Below are 22,663 nucleotides of genomic sequence, written 5' to 3' on the forward strand. Positions count from 1 at the left end.
AAGCTAAAAATCGAGGTTTTACGCTGCAGTCAATTTATAACCATAAAAAACGGCAATATTCAGCTTTTTGAATTCCAGAATTATTTTTCTTAGCGCAGAATCGTGTTACGGCCGGATTTTTTGGCCTGGTAGAGGAGCCGATCGGCGGTTTCGATCAATTCACTGATGCTGGTACCATCCCATTGGGCGATACCGCCGCTGATCGTCAAATCAACAGAATCGTGATAGAAGTGGGTATCTTTGATTTTGGTACGGATTCGTTCGGCCAGCCGGTAGCCCTCGTCGAGGGTAGAGTCCGGCATCACAATCAGAAATTCTTCACCACCATAGCGCCCCAGAAAATCTGTCTTGCGCAGGTTTTCCATCATGATCTGCACGGTTTCGACCAGCACCTCATCCCCGGCCTGATGGCCGAAGCGATCGTTGACAGACTTAAAATGATCTAGGTCAATCATAATCACCGTGAAGGTGGCATATAGCAAGGGGGTGTTGGCGTGGATATCCTCCAGAATGCCAAAGATACAGCCCCGGTTGCAGGCGCCAGTGAGGGCATCAGTATGGGACTGTTCCAACAGGATCGACTCCTGCTTTTTCAGGTTGAGATTGGATTCTTCCAGTTTTTTGAGGATCTTTTTTGTTTTGCTAATGTCTTTGGCGTTTAAAATATAACCGATGACGGATTCATCCTCGTCCCGAAAGGCCGAGATCGAGGCGATCACGCTGGTTTTTTGGCCGCCACCTTTGACTATTGTTCCTTCCAGATTTTGCAGATGGGGGGTAGTCGTCAACTTTTCCTGGATCTCGCTGTGAGAATAACTGATGTCAAAGAGGATCGCAATCGGTTGGCCAATAATAGTGTCGCAGGGTTTCCCCAGAAAAAGTCGGGTATACTGGTTGATCCGGCGGATCTTCAGATCATGATCCATAATGATCAGAATATCGCCCACCGAATCGATGACGTTTTCCAGATATTTTTTGGTCACTAGGGTGGACTTCAGTTTCTGGGACAGATCGTTGAAGGACTGCGCCAGCTGGCCCATCTCGTTGGTGCCGGTGACCGGCATCTCAAAATCGAGATTGTCACCGGTAACCGTTTTGATCCGGTTAGTCAGGCGGATCAGCGGTTCGGTGAGGGTTCGGGTCACCAGAAAATAAATCAGCAGCAGGCTGAACACCGTGTAGACCAGAAAGACCAGCATCGCCGAGATCCGGGTACCGTTGATCTGGCGGATGATAGCGTCGTAATTATAGGTAATGGCTATGACTTTCTGGGAGTCGTTCATGCCGCCAGGAAAGGTGTTCGCATAAATATATTCCTGATTAAGCAGCCCATTGTCACCAAAGATTGAGTGGTCGGTACCGCTGGCAATAACCATGTTGATGATGGCGATTCTGGCGGGGTCAGTTTCCGCCTCGCCGTTGCCCAGAATGATGCGGTTTTTGTCATAAATCATAATATCGGCGATTAAGGGATTGTTGTCCTTGACGGTTTTCTCCATGTCGATGTAGTTAAGCTGCGTAACATACTGGGAAAGAGCACCCGCGGAGATGCCTACCTCCAGCACATAGCGATGGTTTGCGGTGGGGATATAGCCCCATTTGCGGAGTTCGCCGGTTTTTAGGTCAGTCGTGACATGGGAGATCTCCGGGTCATGACCCAGCCGCAGTGCAGTGAGGGTCTGGTAAAAATCCGGTACGGTTTTAAAATCGATGCCCATGGCGGAGGGGAAGGTAGTGCGGATAATGACCCCGTTTTCATCGATGATATAAAGATCAAGCTTGTCCTCGAAGGTCTGCTTGATGGCCTCCAGATCGATGGCGGAGACATCACCGCCCCGGGCTTCGTATTCAGCATAAAACTGTTGAAGACTCTCGGCCATCATGTCATCGTAATAGGTGGACACCAGTTCATAGCTCTTTTCGGTATTGATGATGGTGTCGACGATGTTGATCCGGGACTGGTTGACGGCCAACTGCGTATTGTTCAAGATGCCATTTCGGATGCTGTTGTAATTAATCACCGCAAAAAGAAAATAAATAGGCGTGATGATGCAAATAAGCAATATCATCACCGAGTATTTAATGGAAAGATTGCTAAATTTCATGATTACCTTCCTTTCCTGATGCGAGCATATTTAAAAAGAGCCAGTTGTGCGGGTCGACTGGCACCGGATAGAATGACTGGTTAGAATTATAATAAAAGAATTATAACATAGATACCCATTTTTGGTGTGATTATGAACGAAAATGAATAATTAGAACAGTAATGGAAGATGAATTCTATTGGAAGAATGCTGCACATATAGGTGCCAGCTTTAAAAAGGCCGGCGGCGCCAAAGCAGCCGCAGCCTCTATTGATGGGAAAATTATAAAATAGCTGGTTGGAATTATAAGGAAATCCGGGCAAATTGGTCAATGGGGGCGGACAGATTTTGACATTTCTTTTTATAGGGGGAGTGTTTGAGATTAAACTCCGTGGCCAGGATCAGGGTATCCAATTCTTCCACACAGGCAATTGAACCGTCATGATACTTCAGCGATTGGTAGAGATTATTGCTGACCAGACAGTCGGAAAGGGCTCGGTGGGCATTGGTGTTCTGGATGGCACATTTTTCACACAGGGAAGTCAGCTGATTATTGAGCACTGAGCGCTGACGTTCTCTGAATAGCTCCCGGATATCGATAAAATCATTGGTCAAATCATGTCCGATATTGGTTTTGCAGTGGTCATATAAAAAATTTACATCTGAATTAACCTTATGGCCAATTAAGATATTGTCACCGGTAAAGGATACAAAAGCATCCAGCACCGTTGCAACGGGTTTGGCATCGCTAAGCATGTGATTAGTGATACCGGTCAGATTGCTGATATAGGAACTGATGGGGTTATTTGGTTTGATCAGCATCTGAAAAACAGAGGTGATTTTATTGTCACGAACCTTGACAGCGCCGATTTCAATAATTTCGCAATTCCTGGGACTGAATCCGGTGGTTTCGATATCAATGATCACGTAATTATCCGGAAATTCAATCAGGCTGCTACCCTTTTTTTCTCTAAGTGTTCCATATTTATTCATTGACTGTTCTCCTAACAAGTTACTCTCTTTCTGTAGAGGGTCGTTCTTAATTGCTACTGCGTTATATTTATAACCAATTCAATGGTGATTATTCATAACAAATCAGGTAAATGATAAAAAATAAAAAAAAACTCAATTCTGCCGACCCAGAATTGAGTTTTTTTATTAACGTTACTTTAGCAATTGCTTATTTATGTTCTTTCAGGTAGTTGGCCGACCGTTCTTCGGCGTTCGCACGGATATTGAAATAGTAGAACGGAAAATCAAAGGTGTGGAAAACGCCCCGGCCAAAGATGCCGCCGCCGGGTGCATATTGATCGACACTAACCGTGCTGCAGATCAGGACATTTTTGGTGTTATCCACCTGGGCATCAGCAAAGTCCATGACCTTAACAGGGGTGCCATCGGCATTTTTGACCACGGACCCATCGGAATTTAATTGCAGGGAACCGAGATTATCAGAGGCCGGCGCAACCGTTTCTTCGGTAGTCCAGCTGATTGGGTTGATCACACGGGCGGTTGGTAGTACCACGCCATCAGTTCCTTCAATGGTGGGAGCCTGGGTGTTGTAGGAAATAATAACCCCGGTGTCGCCAGAGCCGCTGGCAAATTTGAGGTTAGGGTTAGCGGCCAGGTAATCATCAGTGATGGAATAACCAAGCACATAGGCGGCTACCATCCGTTTGTAAACATCCGGGTGTTCTTTCATATAATCCTGAAGGATATAGATCATTACGTTGGAACCCTGGGAATGACTGGCCAGAATAAAGGGTCGGCCATTGTTGTAATGCTCGATATAGTATTCAAAGGCGGCGGTAGCATCAGTCAGCGGCACACCTTTAACAATGTCCTGCTGTTCCTCTACGTCCATGGACAGGGTGGAGCCGGCGTCATCCTGACGGTAGTAGGGAGCAAAGATATTGGCTGAGGTTTCAAAGGCGGTGGCCTGCCGGTCAAAGGCTAGTTTGGACTGCTGAAGCATGACCGGATTGTCAATTTCGCAGATAATCGGATCATCGGCATTCACCTTGGCCCAGGCGGAGGGGTACAGGTAGAACATATCTACATCTTTGGTTATTTCAGCTGGAACATTCAGCCAATGTGCACTTTGACTGTAATCAGTGGGTACGATGGCATCCGAGGTTTCAGTCTGGGCACCATCTTTTTTAGCGGTGGTGCATCCGGCAACCGCTAGACCACAGATGATTACTGCCAGGGAAATCGATAGGATTATTTTTCTTTTCATGTTGTTCTCCTTTGTTTTAAATTGTAATAGTATTTAACGTTTTCAGTATAGAGGAAAATGCGTAAAAAGTATAGAGGCTTAATCATAAAACTAAGGGAAAATACTTCTGATTATGAAAATTACTGGAATTTGTGTAAACAATGTTAAGACGTTTCGATTTCAGACTAACCAAAAATGAGATGGATGAAAAAAGCAAACGTAAAAAAACCGGGTTTAACACCCGGCTTTGCGTTGGACAGTTCTAGTTGCTTTTTTATTAACCTTATTATAAGGCAATATCCACTTTTGGTGCGAAATTGGTATCCATTGTCCAGGTCACGCCGATTCCATCAGTCATTCTGAAGACTGCAAAGGTCTGATAAAAATCTGACAGCTCGCCGCTTTCCTTCCAGGGTTTTAAAAAAGTCCGGCTGGGATGGCTGGCAATTTCGTCTTTGAGAGCATTGTCATTAACAATTTCCAGTTGTCCCCGAACCTGCAACTGCCGTCCGGTCTTAAAATCATTGAAACAGCATTCTACCTTGGGGTTTTTACTTATCTGCGCATAGACGTCTTTCATCGTGCCAGAATGAAAGACAAGCCCATTTTCATCGGCTCTGAAGAGTAGCATCCCCCGGACTCGGGGCTGATCACCGTCCGTGGTAGCCAGATAAAACGCCGGATTCGAACGCATCAATTCTAACATTTCCTGTTTGTTCATTTTAATCACCTCATCATAATTTTGGTCTTAATTTCTTATGAATACTATATCGATAAATTAAGATGATTACTTTCAAAATACATGCATAGCTTTGCAAGATCCTGCTGTTATGATTTTTGATAGAGCTGCTGGTAGTCGGTGGGGCTGAGCTTGGTATGCTTTTTGAAAGTGGCAGAAAAATGGGCAGTACTGCCAAAACCGCAATCCTGGGCGATTTGAGTCATGGTTTTTGATCCACTGCGCAAAAGCTTCTGCGCCTTCTTGATGCGGAGTTCCAGAAAAAAGTCGATAGGCGAAGAACCGGTTTCATGTTTGAAACGTCGGGTGAACTGGGATGGGGAGAGCCCCATCTTCCGAGCCAGGGTTGCGACGGTCAGCTTGTCACTAAAATGATCTTCCATATAGTCGATGACCGCTGCCACATCAAGCCTTGTTGCCATCGGCTGACCCAGTTCACCCCCGGGATATACCCCCCGCAGCAGGCCATGGGTGATCAGTTCCGCCAGTACATTGAGGTAGGGTTGGGTACCTCTTTGAGAATGGTCACATTCATCGATGAACCGTTTGATGTCGGTCATGGTATCCGGTGCCACCGGAAATTGCTGCCAGAAATAGGGTTGGGTCGGTTCCGTAGCGCAGTAGTTCTGGCGCAGTCGTTCATAAAAATCCCGATCGATGAAAAGCGCCGCATAACGGGTGAAGGTATCGGTTTCTTCTTCCTCATGGGGAAGATCTGGTGATAAACAGGCGCCCAGATAATGCCCTTCTGGCAGGTGGATAGCAGTTTTCAGGAAATTCTGTTCCTCTGAAAAAAAGACGACAAATGAGTAGGAGGGGTGGGTATGTCCGGCTCGGATGGCGTATTGACAAAAGCCTACGCTGGGGATGAAAATTCCCAGCTGATCGGATACAAAGGCATCAACATATTGCAAATCTGCTTCAGAAACCGTGCCGACCAGTTCTTGAATCTTTGCGAGCTCATTTTTAGAAAGGGATTTTTTCATCGTGGTCACCTTTATTCTTTGTTATCATTTTGCAGGCATTTAAAACACCTAAAATTTAAAAGACTATGGTCTTTTGAGAAGGCTGGATGTTCTATCCGGAAATCCAGGCATTAAGCGACGGACTCCACTTTTTCAAACTGCAGTTTGCGCCATAAGAACACGCCATATAGACACAGGATGAGCGTCTGAACCATCAGTAGCGTCATATTTAAAGTAGTTCCCGCCTCCAATGTGATATTGGCAATAAAATCGTGGAGACCATGCCATACAATTACCGGAATAATGCTTTTGGTAAGCACCACAATTTCAGCACAAATCAGACCAAACAGCCCGGCAAAAATAATCAGAATTATTACATAAAGGGGGTCGCTGCCGCTGAGGGCGGTAAAGGCATGGCCGATGCCAAACAACAGCGAAGAGGCAATGATCGCATATTTCACGCCTTTTGTCTGGAGAATTTTAAACATTAGGCCGCGGAAAAACAATTCCTCGTTGATTCCGACCACGGCGGCAAAGATAAATAAAAGTCCGACTTGTGAAAGCGAAAGACTGAGATCAAAACCATTCAGAAACGGTAGCAGCTCAGCAACTAAAAGCGGTAGAAAATAAAGAACAACATGACTGCTGTTAGGGTCTGGTTTCCTAAAACCAAAGGCCTCAAACCCAAGTTTTGAATGAGCTACCAGTAGCAACCCCAGCAGAATTGAGATCCCAAAGGATAGCGTTTGAGTAATCAGCATCTGAGTCTCACTAAGCCCTGAAACAACACTGATGACGCCAGCGGCAGTGGCAAAAAAAATCGGTAGTAGTCCCAAAAAAATGGCGCTGCGCAAAGGGTGTCGGCTTGAAAAAAATAATCTCATGATTGTTCCTCTTCTTTCTTGGTAAATAAATCTAAATAGCCTTTAAACGCATCCATCAGGATTGCTTCGATTTCCTGATGACTGAATTGGCAGTGATTGGTTGCCACCAATGAGGCAATCCCATGGGTTAAAAGCCAAATGTCGACAAAGAGTTTTTTTGAATGTTCTTGATTTAAACCCGTCATTCCGGCAATGAGCTCGATCACTTCCTGATTATCGTCCCCGGAAATCATATCCATGGGGTTGTCAACAGCAATGGATTCGGACATAAACAACAGTTTAAAGAGATTTTTCTCTTCGCTGGCAAAACGAATGTAAGCCAGGCCCATCCCTAAGAAGGGAATGCGGTGATTCATGCCCGCCAGCATATAGGTATTATAATAATCCTCAACTTTTTGATATAGTGCTGTTTTTAAGTTATCCATATTCTGAAAGGTCCGAAAGATCGGCTGAATCGAACAGTCGAGTATCTTGGCGATCTCTCTGGCATTTAAGCCTTTGATACCAGATTTTCTGGTAATTTCCAGCGCCACATCCAGGATGGCGTCCTCTTTAATTTTTATTTTAGGCGGCATTGTATGCGTTCCTTTCAAAAGTATTGCATAATACGTAACGTGTGATACATATCAAGCGATATTTTATATTCTACAGGCTGAAAAGGAATTTGTCAATAGCAAAAAGCGCCTGGAAAGTGTAGAGGTGGATGATTTGAAAAGAATTAAACCATGGTGGGGCATGACAATACCAATCATGTCCTTGAAATAATCGGGATGATGATGAAGGACAGCTTTCAGTTCTGTCCCGATTGCGACCGAAAAATGAATCGAAAAATCAGACACCCTGGCGATTTCAGCCTTTATCACTCCCGCAGCAATGTGATGACGTTTTTAACCGAAGCCGCCCTTGTCGACATCCAGGATCAATTGGAACTGTTTGCCTTGCAGATAAAAAAACCGATCCAGTTTTCAAAATACACCATTGCCATTAAAGCCCATATTGATGTTATTTTCACTGATAATTACAAAGACCATGAAACCTGCGATGAAGTCTATGAGATGATGAATTATATGGCCTTAAATAACAATGCCACTGCTGACACAATGATTCATCAATTAAATCAGGATGTCATCAATCGCAAGCTCCGCTATTCAACGATTGAAAACATCCTCATCGACGCCATCGAGCATGACGGGTTTGTAATGGTGTACCAGCCGATTTACCATGCCAAAAATAAAAGTTTCTTTCAGCTGAAGCGCTGGTTCGCTTAACCGATACCACCACGGTTGGTTTTATCTCCCCGGAAGAGTTTATTCCCATTGCCGAAAAGAAAGGCATGATCATGGAACTGGGGGAAATTGTCTTTGATAAAGTTTGTGCTTTTGCCCAGAAAGAGGCACTAAAGGATCGGGGCATCGAGTACATTGAAGTGAATCTTTCTGGAATTCAGTGTGTCCATCCGGATCTTCCCAGTCAGTTACAGGATATTATAAAAAAGTATGACATAACCCCGCGTTTTATCAACCTGGAAATAACCGAAACCGCCTTTGTGGAATCTGGTGAAATGCTCCAGGAGAACATGCTTAAATTGAGACAGATGGGATGCAGCTTTTCTATGGATTATTTTGGCACCGGGTATTCCAACCTGTCACGGATGGCCGAAGTGGTGTACGACCTGGTAAAATTGGACAAGAGTCTGATCTGGCCCTGTTTCGACCAGGAGAACAGTGGCAAAAACAGTAAGGCCACTGCCATTCTGGAAAATGTCATCAAGCTCTTACTACAACTAAACGTTAAAATTGTCGCCGAAGGGGTGGAGACCAAAGAGATGGCGACCTACCTGAACAACTGCGGGGTCACCAATTTACAGGGGTACTATTATTCCAAACCGATTAGCGAAGAGGCATATTTAGATTTTTTAGCCACAGATCAAAGCTATTTATAAAGTTGTAACAGATGATGAGAAAACTAAAACGTAACGATTGAATAGGCTGCAAGACCGCTTTATAAAATAATGAACGATGGCGGTAAAGGACTGCTTTTCTATTTTGGATTAAGCTGGTGTGATGATAGGGAATGCGTTTCCAGCAAAAATAAATCCAGATAATATGTCATTCCAAAAACTAAAAGACTGTTCGAAATGGCAAGGTTATGGTAAACTACCAAGCGAAGCTTTGCATAGGAATAGCCGGTTTAGATAAAGGGGTAGGTTTAATGAATAAAAATAACAACGACTGGTGTATTGAAGAGCAACGATTGAAGGAGACCTTGCAAGAAGCCAGCCTTCAACTCGATGATGCGATGAAAGCGAATGAGAAAAACCGGGAAATGATTCGAGAGGCAAAAAAAGAAATCCGTGAAAATACTTCCCATGGGATTGGCAGTCTCTGGGGGTCTGATGGCTTTGAAGCGCTGGTTGAATTGAGTCAGGCGATGGCTCCGGTGACCGAGCGAACGGCCCTTTATGAATTTACCGAAACTAAGATCGCCAAGCTTCGGGGCATTCTTGACACGCCCTATTTTGCCCGGATTGATTTTTGCTTCAGTGAGGGAGGGCATACCGAACCAATTTATATTGGCCACCATTCGCTTAAAAAAGAAAACGCCTATAAAATGCTCATCCATGACTGGCGCTCACCAGTGGCCAGCGTTTTCTACCGTTATGCCCCCGGGGATGCCTGGTATGATGCACCGGTTGGTCGGATTGAGGGCAAACTGCTGTTAAAACGCCAGTTTGAAATAAAAGATGGCCATCTGGATTTCTTTTTTGATGCCGATCTGCAGGTCTTTGATGATTTTCTCAAGAAGCTTTTGTCCAGCAATACCTCCCCCAAAATGAAAACCATTGTGGAATCGATCCAGCGGGATCAGGATCTGGTCATTCGGGATATGGAAAACGACCTGTTGATTGTTCAGGGGGTGGCTGGCAGCGGCAAAACGTCAATTGCCCTGCACCGGGCCGCCTATCTGATGTACCAGGGTTTATCAGATCGCCTTCAAGGCCGGGAAATTATCATCGTCTCGCCGCATAAACTTTTTGAGCAGTACATTGCCAATGTGATTCCCGAACTGGGGGAAGAAAATGTGAGAACCGTCATCTTTGATGATATTCTCAAAGATCTGATCAACCGTAAATTTGAGACAAAAAACATTTTCCTGGAACGCATTTTGTCAAATGGCCCTCAGAGCCAGCTAAAAAATGACAGCATGGCATTTAAAGGATCAGCAGATTTCATCAAAATCCTCGATCGTTTCATTGATGACATTCCCCGGCACTTTATGAACATCCGGGATATCCGCTTTAAAGATGAGACGATTTTTACCCGGGCCGAAATAATCAGCCGTCTGTGCACCAATCCTGACACGCCCATGAAAACCAAGCTGGGCTATCTGGAAGAAGCGATCAATGAAACCGTCTACGGAAAATGGCGTCGCCCGCTTAAAAGTTTGGTCCGCAATGAAATGATGCGCTTTGCCGAAATCGATGCCCTGAATCTGTATCAGCAGCTTTTTGAAACGAAGGGTTACTTTTTTAAAGCGGCCGCAGGGATTAAGCTGCCGGCTACCATTGATAAAATGCTGGCGGTGACTAAACGAAATCTGGCCCACAAAAACCTGAACTACGATGATGCCGTTGCGTTGGCGTATCTGAGCTTTCGGTTGTTTGGTGCCAAAGAATATGCCTCCATCAAACAGGTGATCATCGACGAAAGTCAGGATTATTATCCCCTCCATTATGAAATATTGAATCGGCTGTTCTTAAAATCCAAGTTGACGATTTTGGGGGATATCAATCAGACCCTGCAAAAAAATGAAGATATCAGCTTTTATGAAGCGATCGCAAAGCGACTGAATCGCAAGAAAAGTGCCCTGGTGACGATGAACAAGAGCTACCGCTGTACCAGTGAGATTTTGCGTTTCAGTAAAAAATTCATCAATGATGCCATCCCGGTGGAGAGCTTTAACCGCAGTGGGGAAGAACCGATTTTGCTGGGTGCTGCTGATACCGAAAGTCTGGTTGAAAAAGTTTGTGAAGTGGTTTGCCAATGTGAAAAGGCCGGATACCAATCGATCGGGTTGATTTTAAAAACCCAGAAAAATACCATGGTGCTTTATGAGGCGTTAAAGCAAAAAATAACCGTTAATCTGATCCGGCATGACACGATGGCTGAGATTGAGGGCGTTTCGATCATGCCGGTGTACCTGTCAAAAGGTCTGGAGTTTGATGCCGTGTTGCTCTGTGATATAAGCGCCGCAAATTATCACAGTGAGGCTGACAAACGGCTGCTTTACATTGCCTGTACCCGGGCCCTGCATCGGTTGTATCTGCTATGGGAAGGTAATCCGAGTCCCCTGCTAACTGATTAAGGGGATGCAACGAGGGCTGCCGTGGTTTCGGTAAAGTCGGAGGGAGGGCTTAATGGTCATCACTTCGGCTTTTTTTTGCCCAAACGGCGATAAAATCTTTTCCTCTGCACCATTAAATGATAAAATGGCGATACGGTGGGTGTATTGGCCAATTACATGATTGTGAATACCTCAGTTAAAACAGACACGGGATTTTATCCATATACAGGCGATGAATGCTGCGCTAACGGCGCAGACAGGGATTAATCCTTACAAATATCAGACCTTTGAATTAAAAATCAGCCTTGATCTGGAAATTTATACAGCCATTTGCCGGCTGATTGTCCCAGCTGCTCTTAAATTCGACCAGTTACACCGAGTAACCCAGAACGTCTTTGGTTGGGATGATTATCATCTTTATGATTTCGCCTTTTTTAATGGGCCGCAGCGCAAACCCGTGGTTCGGTTAGTTCCCTTTGAGGAAAATCTGGAGTATGATGCAGATGCGATTCTGATGGCCAGTGGTTAAATGATGAACCTTACGTTGCCATTCATCGGGTGGCCAGTGCCGGCAATATAGCCGGACTGACCGAGGCGATTTTCGACTGGTGTGAAAAAATCTGTCAGAATATTCGGGTTGATACCCATCGGAACAACCGTATCATGCAACATGTTCTCAATAAAAATGGTTTCACCTATTGTGGCCTGATTTATCTCAAGGATGGGGCCGAACGGCTGGCTTACCAGCGTGTCGGAAAAAGTGAGATAGGAAGGGAACATGATAAGAAAGAAGGTAGGTAATGAAATTTAAGAAGCGTATTATTTGTCTCATCGTGGTGTTAATCCTTTCCGTTTTGCCAATAGCGGCGGTCACCGCCAATCAAGGCATCCAGAGTTATAATCAAGTTGATACTTTGGATCGTGATGCTAATATTGATGACGAAATTGTTGTGATTTATCAAAATCAAGGCACGATTAAAGATCTGGGGCTGACCACGAATCAGATCGAAGCCGGAGAAAAACTAGGTGATCAGGTTGATATTTTAAAGGTCAAAGATTCCAATCAAGTCGATACACTGGTTTCAGAACTGTTAGAGAATCCTAATGTGTTGGTCGCCCAAAAAAATACGTACCTCAAATTAACAACCCTGCCAAACGATGAATTTCTATCCCAAGCATGGCAATTTGAAGGCATCGGGGCTGATCAGACCTGGGATCAGGTTAATAATAAAGAAACCATCGTCGTGGCGGTCATCGATTCTGGTCTTAATATCAACCACCCGGATATCGTTGGCAAGACAACCACTGGTTATGATTTCGTCACCGGACAAACGGAGACAGTCGATGTGATTGGCCATGGGACGGCGATGAGTGGTTATATTGCGGCAGTTGCTAATAATGAGATTGGGATTGCCGGAGTGACTGGAATCGCAGATATTATAATCGCCCCTTATCGGGTTGGTGGGAAAACAGAAGATGATTACAACGTCGACCTCGGTTATGCCTGTGCCGCACTTTATGCAGCAGCGAATCGACCAGAGGTACGGGTCATCAATATGAGTTTTGCCGGAGATGAGGTGTCACCAGTTCTTGAAAACGCCGTTGCTTATGCGGCCAGTAAGGGAAAAATTTTAGTGGCGGCTGCCGGTAATGATGGCAACGACCCGGTTACGGGTGGAAATATTGAAATTCCTTCTGCCTATGACAATGTCTTATCAGTTGGCGCAATCGATCAGGATAATGTGATTGCTGATTTTTCCCAGCATAATGAGATGGTTGATTTTTGTGCGCCCGGGGTTGATGCCCTGACCCTTTGGGGTGCTGATGAGTATATCTCCGGTTCCGGGACATCGGCGGCGAGTCCGTTAGTAGCGGGCGCCTGTGCTGTTTTAGTGGCCGCAGATGTGACGATTACACCGGCTGAGGTCGAGGCGATTTTAAAAGATACGGCTATTGATCTGGGTGAAACAGGCCGTGACAATTACTATGGCGATGGTCTGATTCAACTTGATCAAGCGTTGGCTCAGGTCACCCCGAAAGAACGCTTGACCGTCGCTGATTTTAGTACCAATGTATTAACGGGTCAACCAATTAATACACCCATTGTTTTAAATGCCGTCGCCAGCGGTGGAACAGGGGCATACAGCTACGCCTTTTCTTATGATTTAAATGGTGAATCCACGATGATTCAGGATTTCAGTAAGGCCGATACGGTCACTTTTATTCCTAAAGTCCCCGGGATTTACCGATTTATGGTAGAGGTCAAAGATGCCGATCATGAGGTGGCACAAGCAGATATTATTAATTATGTCATCGAAGCCCCGATCATAATGACCTATCGCACGCAGGTTCAGAATATCGGCTGGCTGCCGATCATGACAAATGGTGAAGTTAGTGGCACTGCGGGTGAATCTCTGCGCTTAGAAGCGATTGAACTCCATGCCAATGCCAGCGACTACGATATTGGCGTTCGCTATAAAACTCAGGTGGAGAATAACGGCTGGCAGGATTTCGTGGAGAATGGCGCATTAAGCGGCACCGTCGGTGAATCGCTGCACTTGGAAGCCATTAAAATTGAGTTAACCGGGGCGGATACTGATCTTTTTGATATTTACTATCAGGTTCATATCCAGAATATCGGTTGGTTGGATTGGGCCAAGAATGGCGAGCCGGCCGGTACCGAAGGTTATGGTTATCGGATGGAAGGGATACGGATTCAAGCCGTGTTAAAAGGAAGTGATGCACCGGGGAACGTGGCGAGCCCTTATGTTAAGAAATAATGATTTTGCGTTCGTTTATAATTGATTAAAGCTGCTCAATGGGTTCGGGTAAAATGCATGTGCTGAAAAAAGTAGTTATTCTAAAGAATTTATCGACACCGGGAGCAGCCTGATTATACCAAACGCTAGTCTCAATAAAAAATGGGCGAGGCGGAGATCCTTACCAAGCCGGTTCAGCCTCCGCCTGTTCCAACATTTTCAGGGTAATCCGATCGTTAATGTTTCCGATTGAATTAAGTTAGAAGCAAGTGGGTACAAGACGGTTAAATTCCCCGTATCGTATTGAGACTAGCTACTAAAAAGGGGAATTTGATTCGTCCATCGAGTTTGCATTGGAATGATCATTCGAACGTCGGCAAGACGGTATTCACAAATATTTCAATAATTTGGGGGTCAAATTGAGTGCCAGAATTCTGTTTCAGTTGTTCAATGGCGGCTTGTGTAGGCATTGCTTTTCGATAAGGTCGGTCACTGGTCATTGCGTCATAGGCGTCTGTGATGGCAATAATCCTTGCACCTAAGAGGATTTCACTTTCCCGTAGACCGTTAGGGTAACCTTTTCCATCCCAGCGTTCATGATGAGAGAGGATCAATTCGGCAATGGGGGCAAGTTCCGGGGCTGACATGGCAATTCGATATCCAATTTCGGGATGTTTCTTCATAATGATCCATTCATCTTCGGTTAATTTTCCGGATTTGCTTAATATCCGATCGTCAATCCCTATTTTCCCGAGATCATGGAGCATCGCAAATAATTCCAATTTGTTAAGATCTCTCTGGGAAAGATGAAGCGCTAAGCCAATTGCCTTGGAAAATTGGATCATGCGCTGTCCGTGTTCTTCGGTTTCTTTACTTTTTTCAAACATCGTTGCTTTAATCGATGCGACGATCGAACTATGGGCGCTTTTTCGTTCCAGCAGCTTTTGTTTATACATATCCGCTTCGGCTTCTTTGACGATGTCAAAAAAATTGATGCTTTCGAGTGCTTTTGTACCAAAGCCTAAGGATAAACTGATATAAGGGATCTCAGGGTTCGGATTACGGTTGGAGGCTTCACAGGCTTTGCTGATGCGCATAACGATATCTTCAGCGGTGGTGTTATCGGTGTTCGGCAAAAGAATGCAGAATTCATCGCCGCCAGTTCTTGCTAAAATGTCGTTTTCCCGGCAGCAGCTTTCGATAATCATTCCAGTTCGGATAATGAGTTTATCACCTTCCGTCAGTCCAAAAGCATCATTAATCAGTTTGACGCCATTAATATCGCCGATGATGTAGGAAAGGGGGAGTTGTGCTTCGGTATTAATTGTGATCAAACTATTTTCAAAATACTTGCGGTTATATAAACCGGTTAAATAATCGTGTTCGTTTGCATATTGAATTTCTTCTTCCTTGTTTTTACGATCGGTAATGTCGATGATCAGGCCCTCAAGAGCCTGAACCTGTCCGCTTTCATCATAAAGGCACTGGCCCTGCTCGTACACCCATTTTATTTCCCCGGTCGCAGTGGAAATTTCATATTCTCCTCTAAATATTTCATGTGTATTGACGCTGTGTGACCACTGATCCCACACGGTTTTCTGGTATTTGGGCAGAATGAGTTCATTAAAGGCAATCGCTTTGTTGTCCACAAGGGCTTCGGGCTGGTAGCCGGTTAGTTTGTAACAGCCATCTGACACAAACTTCATGGTCCAATCGATATCATAATCGCATCGATAGGCGATTCCCGGCAAATTGCTGATAAATACAGCTTTACTCCGTTCGCTTTCGATCAGTGCATTTTCAGTTTTTTTGTGTTCGCTGATATCATCAATAATACACAGATGATGATATTTACTCTCATGGTCGATTTTTAATGGTGCAATGGTCATTTTCACAGTGCACATTGCCCCATCTGGTTTTATATAACGTTTTTCAATAGAATAGCCATCAATTACACCGTTGTTGAATTTTTCAAAGTAATCAAGGTCTTTTTTTAAATCATCGGGGTGGGTAATTATCGTCCAATTCAATGTATCCAGATCCTCTTTTTTTCTGTCAATAATGCGTAAAAAAGTAGAATTCATCATGGCGATGGTCATATCGGTATTAACAATTGAGATACCGACCGGTGCCTGTTCAAAAATAGTTCGAAAAAGCAGCTCACTTTCCTGTTGTTTTTTGCTCACCACCAACAGTTTGCTTTTTTCCTCGTTCAAAGCGATGTTTTTCAGAAAAACGATATAAAACGAGAATAGAATCAGAAATAGACACAGCATGAAAATAAATGCCAGCAAGCTGTTGTAGATCGCCATATTGTACCAGTCTGCTGAAGGATAGTCCATCCCAAAAGTTGCAATAACTTGGCCGGTTTCGTTATCTTTTAAGGGGACAAGAACACTGGTCCAGGTACCCCATCGATCGGTAGTTGGTTCGGTTATTAAGGTATTCCCTTCATCGAAGATCTGAAAGAAAGTTTCAGTAGCTTCGGTATATTCTTGGCCGGGTGGAGAATAGTCGCTGGAATTTTCGGGTTCTGAATCCGCAATAAAATAGAGATGGTTATTTTTCAGCGTATAAATATAAGCAAATCTAAAGTTGGTGTTCAGCGCAGTAAGACTTTTTAAACTTTCTTTAATTTGCTGATATTCAGGTTTGTTGATATCATCCGGTATCACTTCAAGCTGATCGAGCGGGATCAACTGAAAACCGGCAGCAGCCGTTTCGACGGTTAACATGGCCTCATCTTCTGTTTCCTGAAGACTTATTATCCAGGTATATCGAATAAAAAACAGACTAAAAATAATGAGACTGATAAGGCAAAATCGAAATACTGTTTTGGGATTGATTCTTTGTTTGAGGCGTTGAAATGTTGGTGTCTGTTTCATAAAACACGCTCCTTAAAAGTATATGTCTTTCAATATAACGCAATTTTAACCCAGCTTCAAAATTCAGCTGAGACATTAAACAAAAAAATGAAATTTCTCAAAAAAAGTTAATCGAAAAATGCGCCCAACATCTAAGCATAATGAACATATAAAATAACGAAAAACAGACAAGAGGATCATACCACTATGATAAACCAAAACAATCCGTCTGAACAGATAAATATTGTATTTCTCGGATCGAGTTTTAGGGAGATGCTGAGATGCAATCGCTCGATGTTTCAGAAAAACATCGTGAATTGGGGTTCAGCGAACTTTGGTTAAGCAATGCCATCATAGGAGGGATTGTAAAAAAGATGCGTAATGCCAATTACCTCTTAACAGTGGGTTTTATATGCGCAAAACCACTCTTGCCAGTCACTTTCCTATTAGCGGCTTGATGAGGTAAATGGCTGCTTTGAAGGGGCGAACTAAACGCTACTGTGCTCAATGTGAGATCGCGTGGGTGGAACAATGGGATCAGAAAAGATCTTTTTCAGTTTAATTGAATTTTTAACTACAATTTCCATTAAGCGTGAGATATAATAAAATATATTTAAAAAGAGGAACGAGCACACTGGCTGTCTGGTTCAATAGTCTGCCATGGGGACGTTTTTGTTTGTCCGGTCTTAAGTAGAAGCAAGTGGGCTTGTGAAATTTAAAAAACCTAGGTGATTGTTGAATAAAAACAATGTGAACGATGAGATGTTACTAAAATCGCATTCAGGGTGAGGTTAGTATTTTAACCAAAATTATATTCAGCCACAAATCTAACGGGAGACACACTAAGAGAACAGAGGAGATGAAATGAAAAAAAATAAGGGGAGAAAAAAAATAGCCCTGATCATGGTTTTTTTATTGATGATCAGCTTAACCGGCTGTGCGAGTTCAACGACCGGAAAAACGGTTAAACTGAGTGTGTCCGAGGACTATTATGGCGCCATTAATTATGACTTGCTTCAGGATAAGACGATCCCGGCAACCGAAGGTGAATGGACCTACTTCTATGAATTGGACGAGCAAACATCAGTCCAACTCCAGGAGATTGTCAGCGAATTGTCTAATAGTGGGGAAACCTATCCCAAGGGCAGCAGTGAGCAGAAAATAAGCGATTTGTACGCCTGCGCCACTGATCTCGACAATCGCAACGCTCAGGGCCTGACTGCGGTGACACCCTATCTTGAGCAGATTGAATCAGCCCGGAATCTGGATGAGTATCTGGATGGACTGATCGCCTTATCGGGCATCGGTGAGACCAGCCTGATTCGTTATGGTTATTATCAGGATGATATGAATTCGGATACGATGATGATTGCCTTTGAGTCGATGGATGACTTGATCGGCAAAGAATACATTGAAAATGATTCAATGCAGGAATATTGTGACGCCTATAAGGTGTACATCCGGGAGATGCTGATTCTCAGCGGCGAGGAAAAAGGGGCCGCCGGGGCAAATGCTGAAGCAGTTTATGCCTTTGCCAGTGAAGTGGCCGCACAGGCCTTGCCGCCAGAAGCGTTTTATAACCCGGATAGCTACTATAATGCCTACAGCTATGATGAATTGCTGGCGCTATACGCCAATATCAACATGCCGAAGTATCTGGAAGCGCAGGGGCTTTCCCGGGAGGATCACTACATCGTGATGGAAGTGGCTGCGGCCAAACAGATCAATGCACTGTTTACCGAAGAAAACCTGTCGGTGCTGAAAGAGTATACAAAATTTGTGGTCTTAAATGATCTGGCCGACTATGCTCCAGTTGATTATCGGGATCTTAAACTCGAGATGGCCATGAAACTGGATGGCTCAACCGAGAAAAAAAGTGATGTGCGGCTGGCCTTTGATGAGGTGTCAACGTTTTTGGAATGGGAATTCGGAAAGATCTACGTGGCAAAATACTTTGATGAAAAAGCCAAGCAGGATGTTAAAACTATGGTGGCAACAATTATTGAAGAATACAAAAAAATCATCAACGCCCAGGATTGGATGAGCCCGGAGACCAAACAGAAAGCCATCCTGAAGCTGGACACCATGGATCTAAAAATTGGTTATCCCGATCAGTGGAGTACCATCGGCGATTATCTCAAGGTGACGCCGCTGGCAGAAGGTGGTAATTATCTGGACAATGCGATTGAACTTCAGAAGGCAGCCCGACAATTTGACTACGATGAATATAAAAAGGGTGTTAACCGGGAGCAATGGTATATGCCCCCTCAGACTGTCAATGCCTATTACAATCCGGCCAATAATGAGATCGTCTTTCCGGCGGCCATCTTGCAGGCCCCCTATTTTGATGCAGATCAAAGTAATGGCAAAAACCTGGGCGGGATCGGTGCGGTTATTGCCCATGAAATCAGTCATGCCTTTGATAAAAACGGCTCGTTATACGATGAAAAGGGCAATTATAATATCTGGTGGACGGATGCCGAATACCAGAAATATGACGCTTTGTCACAGAAAATCATCGATTATTATGGGAACTACACTATTTCGACCGGCGATTCGGTTGATGGGACCCTGACCCTGTCAGAGAACATTGCTGATTTGGGGGCCTTGACGGCGGTCACGGCAGTGGCCGAAAAACAGGGCCAATCGCTGGAAGATGTTTATACCAACTGGGCCACAATCTGGGCCAAAGTGTCGACCCCGGATCTGGAAAAGAGTTATCTGATAACCGATGTTCATGCCCCAGCGCTGGTTCGGGTTAATGCCGTGCTCAGTTCAATCGATACCTTTTATGAAATCTATGGGATTAAAGCAGGCGATAAAATGTATGTTGCACCGGAAGATCGGGTGGCAATCTGGCAGACGAATGCGGCACAATAACCTTTTATTCGGCACTCCTTTTGGCATAAAAACTTGCTGTATTGCCAATTGCGTAAAGTCAAATGATCAGCAACGCAGATTTCCTGTCGAACGTGCAGAAATCTGCGTTGCTTTATTATTGGCTTAAACCAAAAGCAAAACAGCGCTTTTGAAAAACCAGATTTAATGCTACAATGCCAAATATAAAATGAACAAACTAAGATTTTAGTCGCAAAGGAGAAAATTATGAAATTAGCATGGGTAACGGTCACCGTTAAGGATATGGATGAATCAATCCGGTTTTATACCGATGTTGTTGGTTTGACAGTTGACAGCCGCCGGCCAGCCGGACCAGATATTGAATTGGCTTTTTTAGGGGATGGCGACACCAAGCTGGAACTGGTTTGCAATCGGACCATCCAGGAGTTTGGAATCGGAACCAGTATTTCTCTGGGGTTTGAAGTTGACTCGCTGGACGAGACCATGGCAGCTTTAAAAGCCAAAGGCATTGCTCTGCACAGTGGCCCGTTTCAACCGACACCATCGATTAAGTTTTTATTTATTACCGATCCCAATGGGTTGAAGGTTCAGTTTTTGGAGCATGTCTAGCAGGCAGAAAAGAAAGAATGTCAACAAAATTAGTGATCAGCCTCCCGGTTCGCTTTTTACAGCTCACAGGCCTTAATCCTGTGAGTGTATTTTTTTGCCAAATATCGATATAATCTTTCCCTCTATGCCATTAAATGATACAATAAATCCATTCGAACCGATTACACAGGCATTGAGGTAAAGGTCAGATGAAGTCAAAATATGCTTTTTTAACCGATCACTTTCCGGCGCTGGCCGGGATGGGCAGTCTGGCCGAAGACTATCTGTATACGGATGGTAATTCCTGCCTGATCAAGCTGTGGGCCCCAGGGCAAGCAGGATTTTCGAAAATATGAAGCCTTCAGCGGCTGCGAGCTGGTTCATGACACCCATCGGCTGGCTCTAATGAACGCCATTCTCCACGATATTGAAGGCGAGATTCTGCAAACGGACACCCTGTTCAACGCCGATAAGGCGATGAAAAAATTTGATGTAGTACTGACCAACCTACCCTTTGGTATCAAAAAAGGCGGTGAGCGCAGCACTACTGCAACGGGCTACTGACCCATCTTGGCGAAGAAACCAGCTGTCGGATTCTTGTTAGCAGCTGGTAGCCAGGCACACTTAATGTTTTGATGAGCATTTATGTTGTCTGGGCTTTGATTTGAAGTATTTATAGTTTAAAAGGAGTTATCAATGTTTTCACGAACCTGGCATGGGATTGTGCCGCTTAAAATGCGGGCGGCGTTTGAACAATACGAATATCAAACCGGTGTTAAAGATACCCTGGCAATAAAGGGCAATATGGGTGCTTTTTTGAAAATTGTCGAGCAGGGTGATTATGCTCACTTTTTTCTCTGTACAAGGAGAAAAACCCGATGAAATGCGCAAAAAATCAGATGACAGCCATTACCTATCATAGCGGGGATGAAACGCTGCTGGATGAAATTCAGGAGCTTTGGGAAGCGTTAAATCAACATCACCATCAAGCCGCCGTGAATTTTAAAGCTCATTATGAAACGTTTACTTTTGAAATGCGTAAAAAAAATCTACTCCTAAAGGCCAAAAATGGGCAGTTGCGAATTGAGATTGCAGTTGATCCAGAAACGGTCAAAAATGTCGGGTACTGTATTTCCCGGGTCGAATTTTCCGGTGATGCTGAAATGGAATCCTTATATGTGCTGGAAAAATATCGGGGGATGGGCCTCGGTGAAAAGCTGCTAAGCAATGCCATTACCTGGATGGATGAGATGGGGGCGCACTCTAAAACTGTGTCGGTGGCAGTGGGCAATGAGAAAGCCTTCAGCTTTTATGAGCGTTTTGGTTTTTATCCCAGAAAAACACTACTGGAACAGATAAAATAGTATGCTGGGCTTTGGTGCCTGGCCAACCTGTCTTAAATAAATTTACCAGCAATCATTTTATAATCCGGTTCACGGTAAACTACGGCTTTCTGATCGTGATCACTATGAGCTAAAAAAAAAGAATTTGAGATGATGCGTAAATGTTCGGGACTGGGATTCAAAATGTCAGAACCGATCAGTTTCGGGGTATGCAATAGAGATCAGAATGTTTATATTTTGTTAACCTGGATTGAAGGTGAAGACCTGGAATTTGCCCTGCCTAAGCTAAAAAAGGATGTGCAATATGCATTAGGCCGGGAAGCAGGTTGCATATTAAAGAGCATCCATAGCCTTAAAGTACCGGATGACCAAATCCCGACACATACTAAGATTCAAAAGAAAAGAAAGCAGCTGCAAAAATAAACAGGATCAGTTCCATCACTCGAATGAGTGAAAACAATAATCGTTGATTCATAAATTATTACTTAAACAAGGAAAGGATGTGAATAATCCTGGTTTCTATTAGCCAACAGGAAATACATATTGGGGTTGGCAACATCCGTTTAACCCGGATTACGATCCTGTGACGCTATCGCTTGACCTTCCGGTTAAGTGAAGATCCTGAACATCTTGCATGCTGTGCGATTTGTGATGGGTTAGAAACCGGGAATAGTGTGAACGAGAACAATATTGCTTTATTGATTGATGTCGACAATGTTAGTGCCAAATATGTAAAAAGCATCTTTGAAGAATTAAATGCTTTTGGAACGGTGTCAATCCGACGGATTTATGGTAACTGGAAAAAAACCTATGGCTGGAATGAAGATATTTTACTGGAATACTCAATTCAGCCGATTCAACAATTTGATTATACTAAGGGAAAAAATGCGACCGACATGGCTATGGTGATTGATGCCATGGACATGCTGTACTCGCATAATATCGATGTGTTTTGCATTGTCACCAGTGACAGTGATTTTACCAAATTGGCCATGCGATTAAGAGAATCACAAGCG

20 protein-coding genes and 2 pseudogenes are annotated in these 22,663 nt (G+C 44.1%); 14 read left to right on the plus strand and 8 right to left on the minus strand.

Annotated features, from left to right (window positions below):
- Positions 1 to 89 precede the first annotated feature (89 nt).
- The 7 genes from Q7J41_RS15570 to Q7J41_RS15600 form a co-directional block, all read right to left on the minus strand.
- Positions 90 to 2,105, minus strand: coding sequence for a sensor domain-containing diguanylate cyclase (locus tag Q7J41_RS15570; RefSeq protein ID WP_304889356.1), 2,016 nt, complete (start codon positions 2,103 to 2,105; stop codon positions 90 to 92).
- Between the two features lie 282 nt (positions 2,106 to 2,387).
- Complete coding sequence (locus Q7J41_RS15575) at positions 2,388 to 3,077, minus strand: PolC-type DNA polymerase III (protein ID WP_304889357.1); 690 nt, start codon at positions 3,075 to 3,077, stop codon at positions 2,388 to 2,390.
- Positions 3,078 to 3,264: 187 nt separating this feature from the next.
- Positions 3,265 to 4,323, minus strand: a complete 1,059-nt coding sequence (locus tag Q7J41_RS15580; RefSeq protein WP_304889358.1) for a DUF3089 domain-containing protein — start codon at positions 4,321 to 4,323, stop codon at positions 3,265 to 3,267.
- Between the two features lie 265 nt (positions 4,324 to 4,588).
- Positions 4,589 to 5,023 carry a pyridoxamine 5'-phosphate oxidase family protein gene (locus Q7J41_RS15585; protein WP_304889359.1) on the minus strand — a complete coding sequence of 145 codons (435 nt, stop codon included), beginning with the start codon at positions 5,021 to 5,023 and terminating at the stop codon, positions 4,589 to 4,591.
- A 107-nt stretch (positions 5,024 to 5,130) separates the two neighbouring features.
- Positions 5,131 to 6,027 carry an AraC family transcriptional regulator gene (locus tag Q7J41_RS15590; protein ID WP_304889360.1) on the minus strand — a complete coding sequence of 299 codons (897 nt, stop codon included), beginning with the start codon at positions 6,025 to 6,027 and terminating at the stop codon, positions 5,131 to 5,133.
- A gap of 110 nt (positions 6,028 to 6,137) precedes the next feature.
- Positions 6,138 to 6,890: a CPBP family intramembrane glutamic endopeptidase gene (locus tag Q7J41_RS15595; RefSeq protein ID WP_304889361.1), complete on the minus strand. Its 753-nt coding sequence runs from the start codon at positions 6,888 to 6,890 to the stop codon at positions 6,138 to 6,140.
- Positions 6,887 to 7,465 (minus strand): TetR/AcrR family transcriptional regulator, encoded by a 579-nt coding sequence (locus Q7J41_RS15600; protein ID WP_304889362.1) that lies wholly within the window; start codon positions 7,463 to 7,465, stop codon positions 6,887 to 6,889. Before Q7J41_RS15600 ends, Q7J41_RS15595 begins: the two co-directional genes overlap by 4 nt.
- A gap of 150 nt (positions 7,466 to 7,615) precedes the next feature.
- On the opposite strand from Q7J41_RS15600, the gene Q7J41_RS15605 reads away from it, so the two are divergent.
- The 6 genes from Q7J41_RS15605 (at position 7,616) to Q7J41_RS15630 (ending at position 14,014) form a co-directional block, all read left to right on the plus strand.
- Positions 7,616 to 8,158 (plus strand): hypothetical protein, encoded by a 543-nt coding sequence (locus Q7J41_RS15605; protein ID WP_304889363.1) that lies wholly within the window; start codon positions 7,616 to 7,618, stop codon positions 8,156 to 8,158.
- Positions 8,159 to 8,181: 23 nt separating this feature from the next.
- Positions 8,182 to 8,832 (plus strand): EAL domain-containing protein, encoded by a 651-nt coding sequence (locus Q7J41_RS15610; RefSeq protein ID WP_304889376.1) that lies wholly within the window; start codon positions 8,182 to 8,184, stop codon positions 8,830 to 8,832.
- A 269-nt stretch (positions 8,833 to 9,101) separates the two neighbouring features.
- Entirely contained in the window at positions 9,102 to 11,255 is a 2,154-nt protein-coding gene (locus Q7J41_RS15615; RefSeq protein ID WP_304889364.1) for a 3'-5' exonuclease, read from the plus strand.
- 211 nt (positions 11,256 to 11,466) lie between these two features.
- A complete protein-coding gene (locus Q7J41_RS15620; protein WP_304889365.1) occupies positions 11,467 to 11,763 on the plus strand; it encodes a hypothetical protein in 297 nt (98 codons plus the stop codon).
- 29 nt (positions 11,764 to 11,792) lie between these two features.
- Positions 11,793 to 12,035: a hypothetical protein gene (locus Q7J41_RS15625; protein ID WP_304889366.1), complete on the plus strand. Its 243-nt coding sequence runs from the start codon at positions 11,793 to 11,795 to the stop codon at positions 12,033 to 12,035.
- Complete coding sequence (locus Q7J41_RS15630) at positions 12,035 to 14,014, plus strand: S8 family serine peptidase (protein WP_304889367.1); 1,980 nt, start codon at positions 12,035 to 12,037, stop codon at positions 14,012 to 14,014. The genes Q7J41_RS15625 and Q7J41_RS15630 overlap by 1 nt, the downstream gene beginning before the upstream one ends.
- A gap of 341 nt (positions 14,015 to 14,355) precedes the next feature.
- Here the strand turns inward: Q7J41_RS15630 and Q7J41_RS15635 are convergent, their stop codons facing one another.
- Complete coding sequence (locus Q7J41_RS15635) at positions 14,356 to 16,878, minus strand: HD domain-containing phosphohydrolase (RefSeq protein ID WP_304889368.1); 2,523 nt, start codon at positions 16,876 to 16,878, stop codon at positions 14,356 to 14,358.
- An 843-nt stretch (positions 16,879 to 17,721) separates the two neighbouring features.
- Here Q7J41_RS15635 and Q7J41_RS15640 point away from each other — a divergent pair.
- The 8 genes and pseudogenes from Q7J41_RS15640 to Q7J41_RS15675 form a co-directional block, all read left to right on the plus strand.
- The gene (locus Q7J41_RS15640) at positions 17,722 to 19,737 is read left to right on the plus strand and encodes a M13-type metalloendopeptidase (RefSeq protein WP_304889369.1); all 2,016 of its coding nucleotides are present in this window, start codon (positions 17,722 to 17,724) and stop codon (positions 19,735 to 19,737) included.
- Between the two features lie 225 nt (positions 19,738 to 19,962).
- On the plus strand, positions 19,963 to 20,325 hold the full coding sequence (locus Q7J41_RS15645) for a VOC family protein (RefSeq protein WP_304889370.1): 363 nt from the start codon (positions 19,963 to 19,965) through the stop codon (positions 20,323 to 20,325).
- Between the two features lie 188 nt (positions 20,326 to 20,513).
- Complete coding sequence (locus Q7J41_RS15650) at positions 20,514 to 20,660, plus strand: hypothetical protein (protein WP_304889371.1); 147 nt, start codon at positions 20,514 to 20,516, stop codon at positions 20,658 to 20,660.
- Positions 20,656 to 20,850 (plus strand): annotated as a pseudogene (locus tag Q7J41_RS15655) (N-6 DNA methylase); the annotation flags it as partial. The gene Q7J41_RS15650 and the pseudogene Q7J41_RS15655, both read left to right, overlap by 5 nt.
- A 150-nt stretch (positions 20,851 to 21,000) precedes the next feature.
- A complete protein-coding gene (locus Q7J41_RS15660; protein WP_304889372.1) occupies positions 21,001 to 21,186 on the plus strand; it encodes a hypothetical protein in 186 nt (61 codons plus the stop codon).
- Positions 21,183 to 21,668 (plus strand): N-acetyltransferase, encoded by a 486-nt coding sequence (locus Q7J41_RS15665; RefSeq protein WP_304889373.1) that lies wholly within the window; start codon positions 21,183 to 21,185, stop codon positions 21,666 to 21,668. Before Q7J41_RS15660 ends, Q7J41_RS15665 begins: the two co-directional genes overlap by 4 nt.
- Before the next feature lie 126 nt (positions 21,669 to 21,794).
- Positions 21,795 to 22,070, plus strand: a pseudogene (locus Q7J41_RS15670) (hypothetical protein); the annotation flags it as partial.
- 251 nt (positions 22,071 to 22,321) lie between these two features.
- The coding region (locus Q7J41_RS15675; protein WP_304889375.1) for an NYN domain-containing protein at positions 22,322 to 22,663 on the plus strand (342 nt) is incomplete at its 3' end.

The organism is Acetobacterium sp., assembly GCF_030652775.1.
GTDB lineage: Bacteria > Bacillota > Clostridia > Eubacteriales > Eubacteriaceae > Acetobacterium.

What these genes read in the sequence shown, in the direction of transcription:
- Q7J41_RS15570 (WP_304889356.1), bottom strand. Translation starts at nt 2,105, where the DNA reads ATGAAATTTAGCAATCTTTCCATTAAATACTCGGTGATGATATTGCTT.
- Q7J41_RS15575 (WP_304889357.1), bottom strand. Translation starts at nt 3,077, where the DNA reads ATGAATAAATATGGAACACTTAGAGAAAAAAAGGGTAGCAGCCTGATT.
- Q7J41_RS15580 (WP_304889358.1), bottom strand. Translation starts at nt 4,323, where the DNA reads ATGAAAAGAAAAATAATCCTATCGATTTCCCTGGCAGTAATCATCTGT.
- Q7J41_RS15585 (WP_304889359.1), bottom strand. Translation starts at nt 5,023, where the DNA reads ATGAACAAACAGGAAATGTTAGAATTGATGCGTTCGAATCCGGCGTTT.
- Q7J41_RS15590 (WP_304889360.1), bottom strand. Translation starts at nt 6,027, where the DNA reads ATGAAAAAATCCCTTTCTAAAAATGAGCTCGCAAAGATTCAAGAACTG.
- Q7J41_RS15595 (WP_304889361.1), bottom strand. Translation starts at nt 6,890, where the DNA reads ATGAGATTATTTTTTTCAAGCCGACACCCTTTGCGCAGCGCCATTTTT.
- Q7J41_RS15600 (WP_304889362.1), bottom strand. Translation starts at nt 7,465, where the DNA reads ATGCCGCCTAAAATAAAAATTAAAGAGGACGCCATCCTGGATGTGGCG.
- Q7J41_RS15605 (WP_304889363.1), top strand. Translation starts at nt 7,616, where the DNA reads ATGGTGGGGCATGACAATACCAATCATGTCCTTGAAATAATCGGGATG.
- Q7J41_RS15615 (WP_304889364.1), top strand. Translation starts at nt 9,102, where the DNA reads ATGAATAAAAATAACAACGACTGGTGTATTGAAGAGCAACGATTGAAG.
- Q7J41_RS15620 (WP_304889365.1), top strand. Translation starts at nt 11,467, where the DNA reads ATGAATGCTGCGCTAACGGCGCAGACAGGGATTAATCCTTACAAATAT.
- Q7J41_RS15630 (WP_304889367.1), top strand. Translation starts at nt 12,035, where the DNA reads ATGAAATTTAAGAAGCGTATTATTTGTCTCATCGTGGTGTTAATCCTT.
- Q7J41_RS15635 (WP_304889368.1), bottom strand. Translation starts at nt 16,878, where the DNA reads ATGAAACAGACACCAACATTTCAACGCCTCAAACAAAGAATCAATCCC.
- Q7J41_RS15640 (WP_304889369.1), top strand. Translation starts at nt 17,722, where the DNA reads ATGAAAAAAAATAAGGGGAGAAAAAAAATAGCCCTGATCATGGTTTTT.
- Q7J41_RS15645 (WP_304889370.1), top strand. Translation starts at nt 19,963, where the DNA reads ATGAAATTAGCATGGGTAACGGTCACCGTTAAGGATATGGATGAATCA.
- Q7J41_RS15650 (WP_304889371.1), top strand. Translation starts at nt 20,514, where the DNA reads ATGAAGTCAAAATATGCTTTTTTAACCGATCACTTTCCGGCGCTGGCC.
- Q7J41_RS15660 (WP_304889372.1), top strand. Translation starts at nt 21,001, where the DNA reads ATGTTTTCACGAACCTGGCATGGGATTGTGCCGCTTAAAATGCGGGCG.
- Q7J41_RS15665 (WP_304889373.1), top strand. Translation starts at nt 21,183, where the DNA reads ATGAAATGCGCAAAAAATCAGATGACAGCCATTACCTATCATAGCGGG.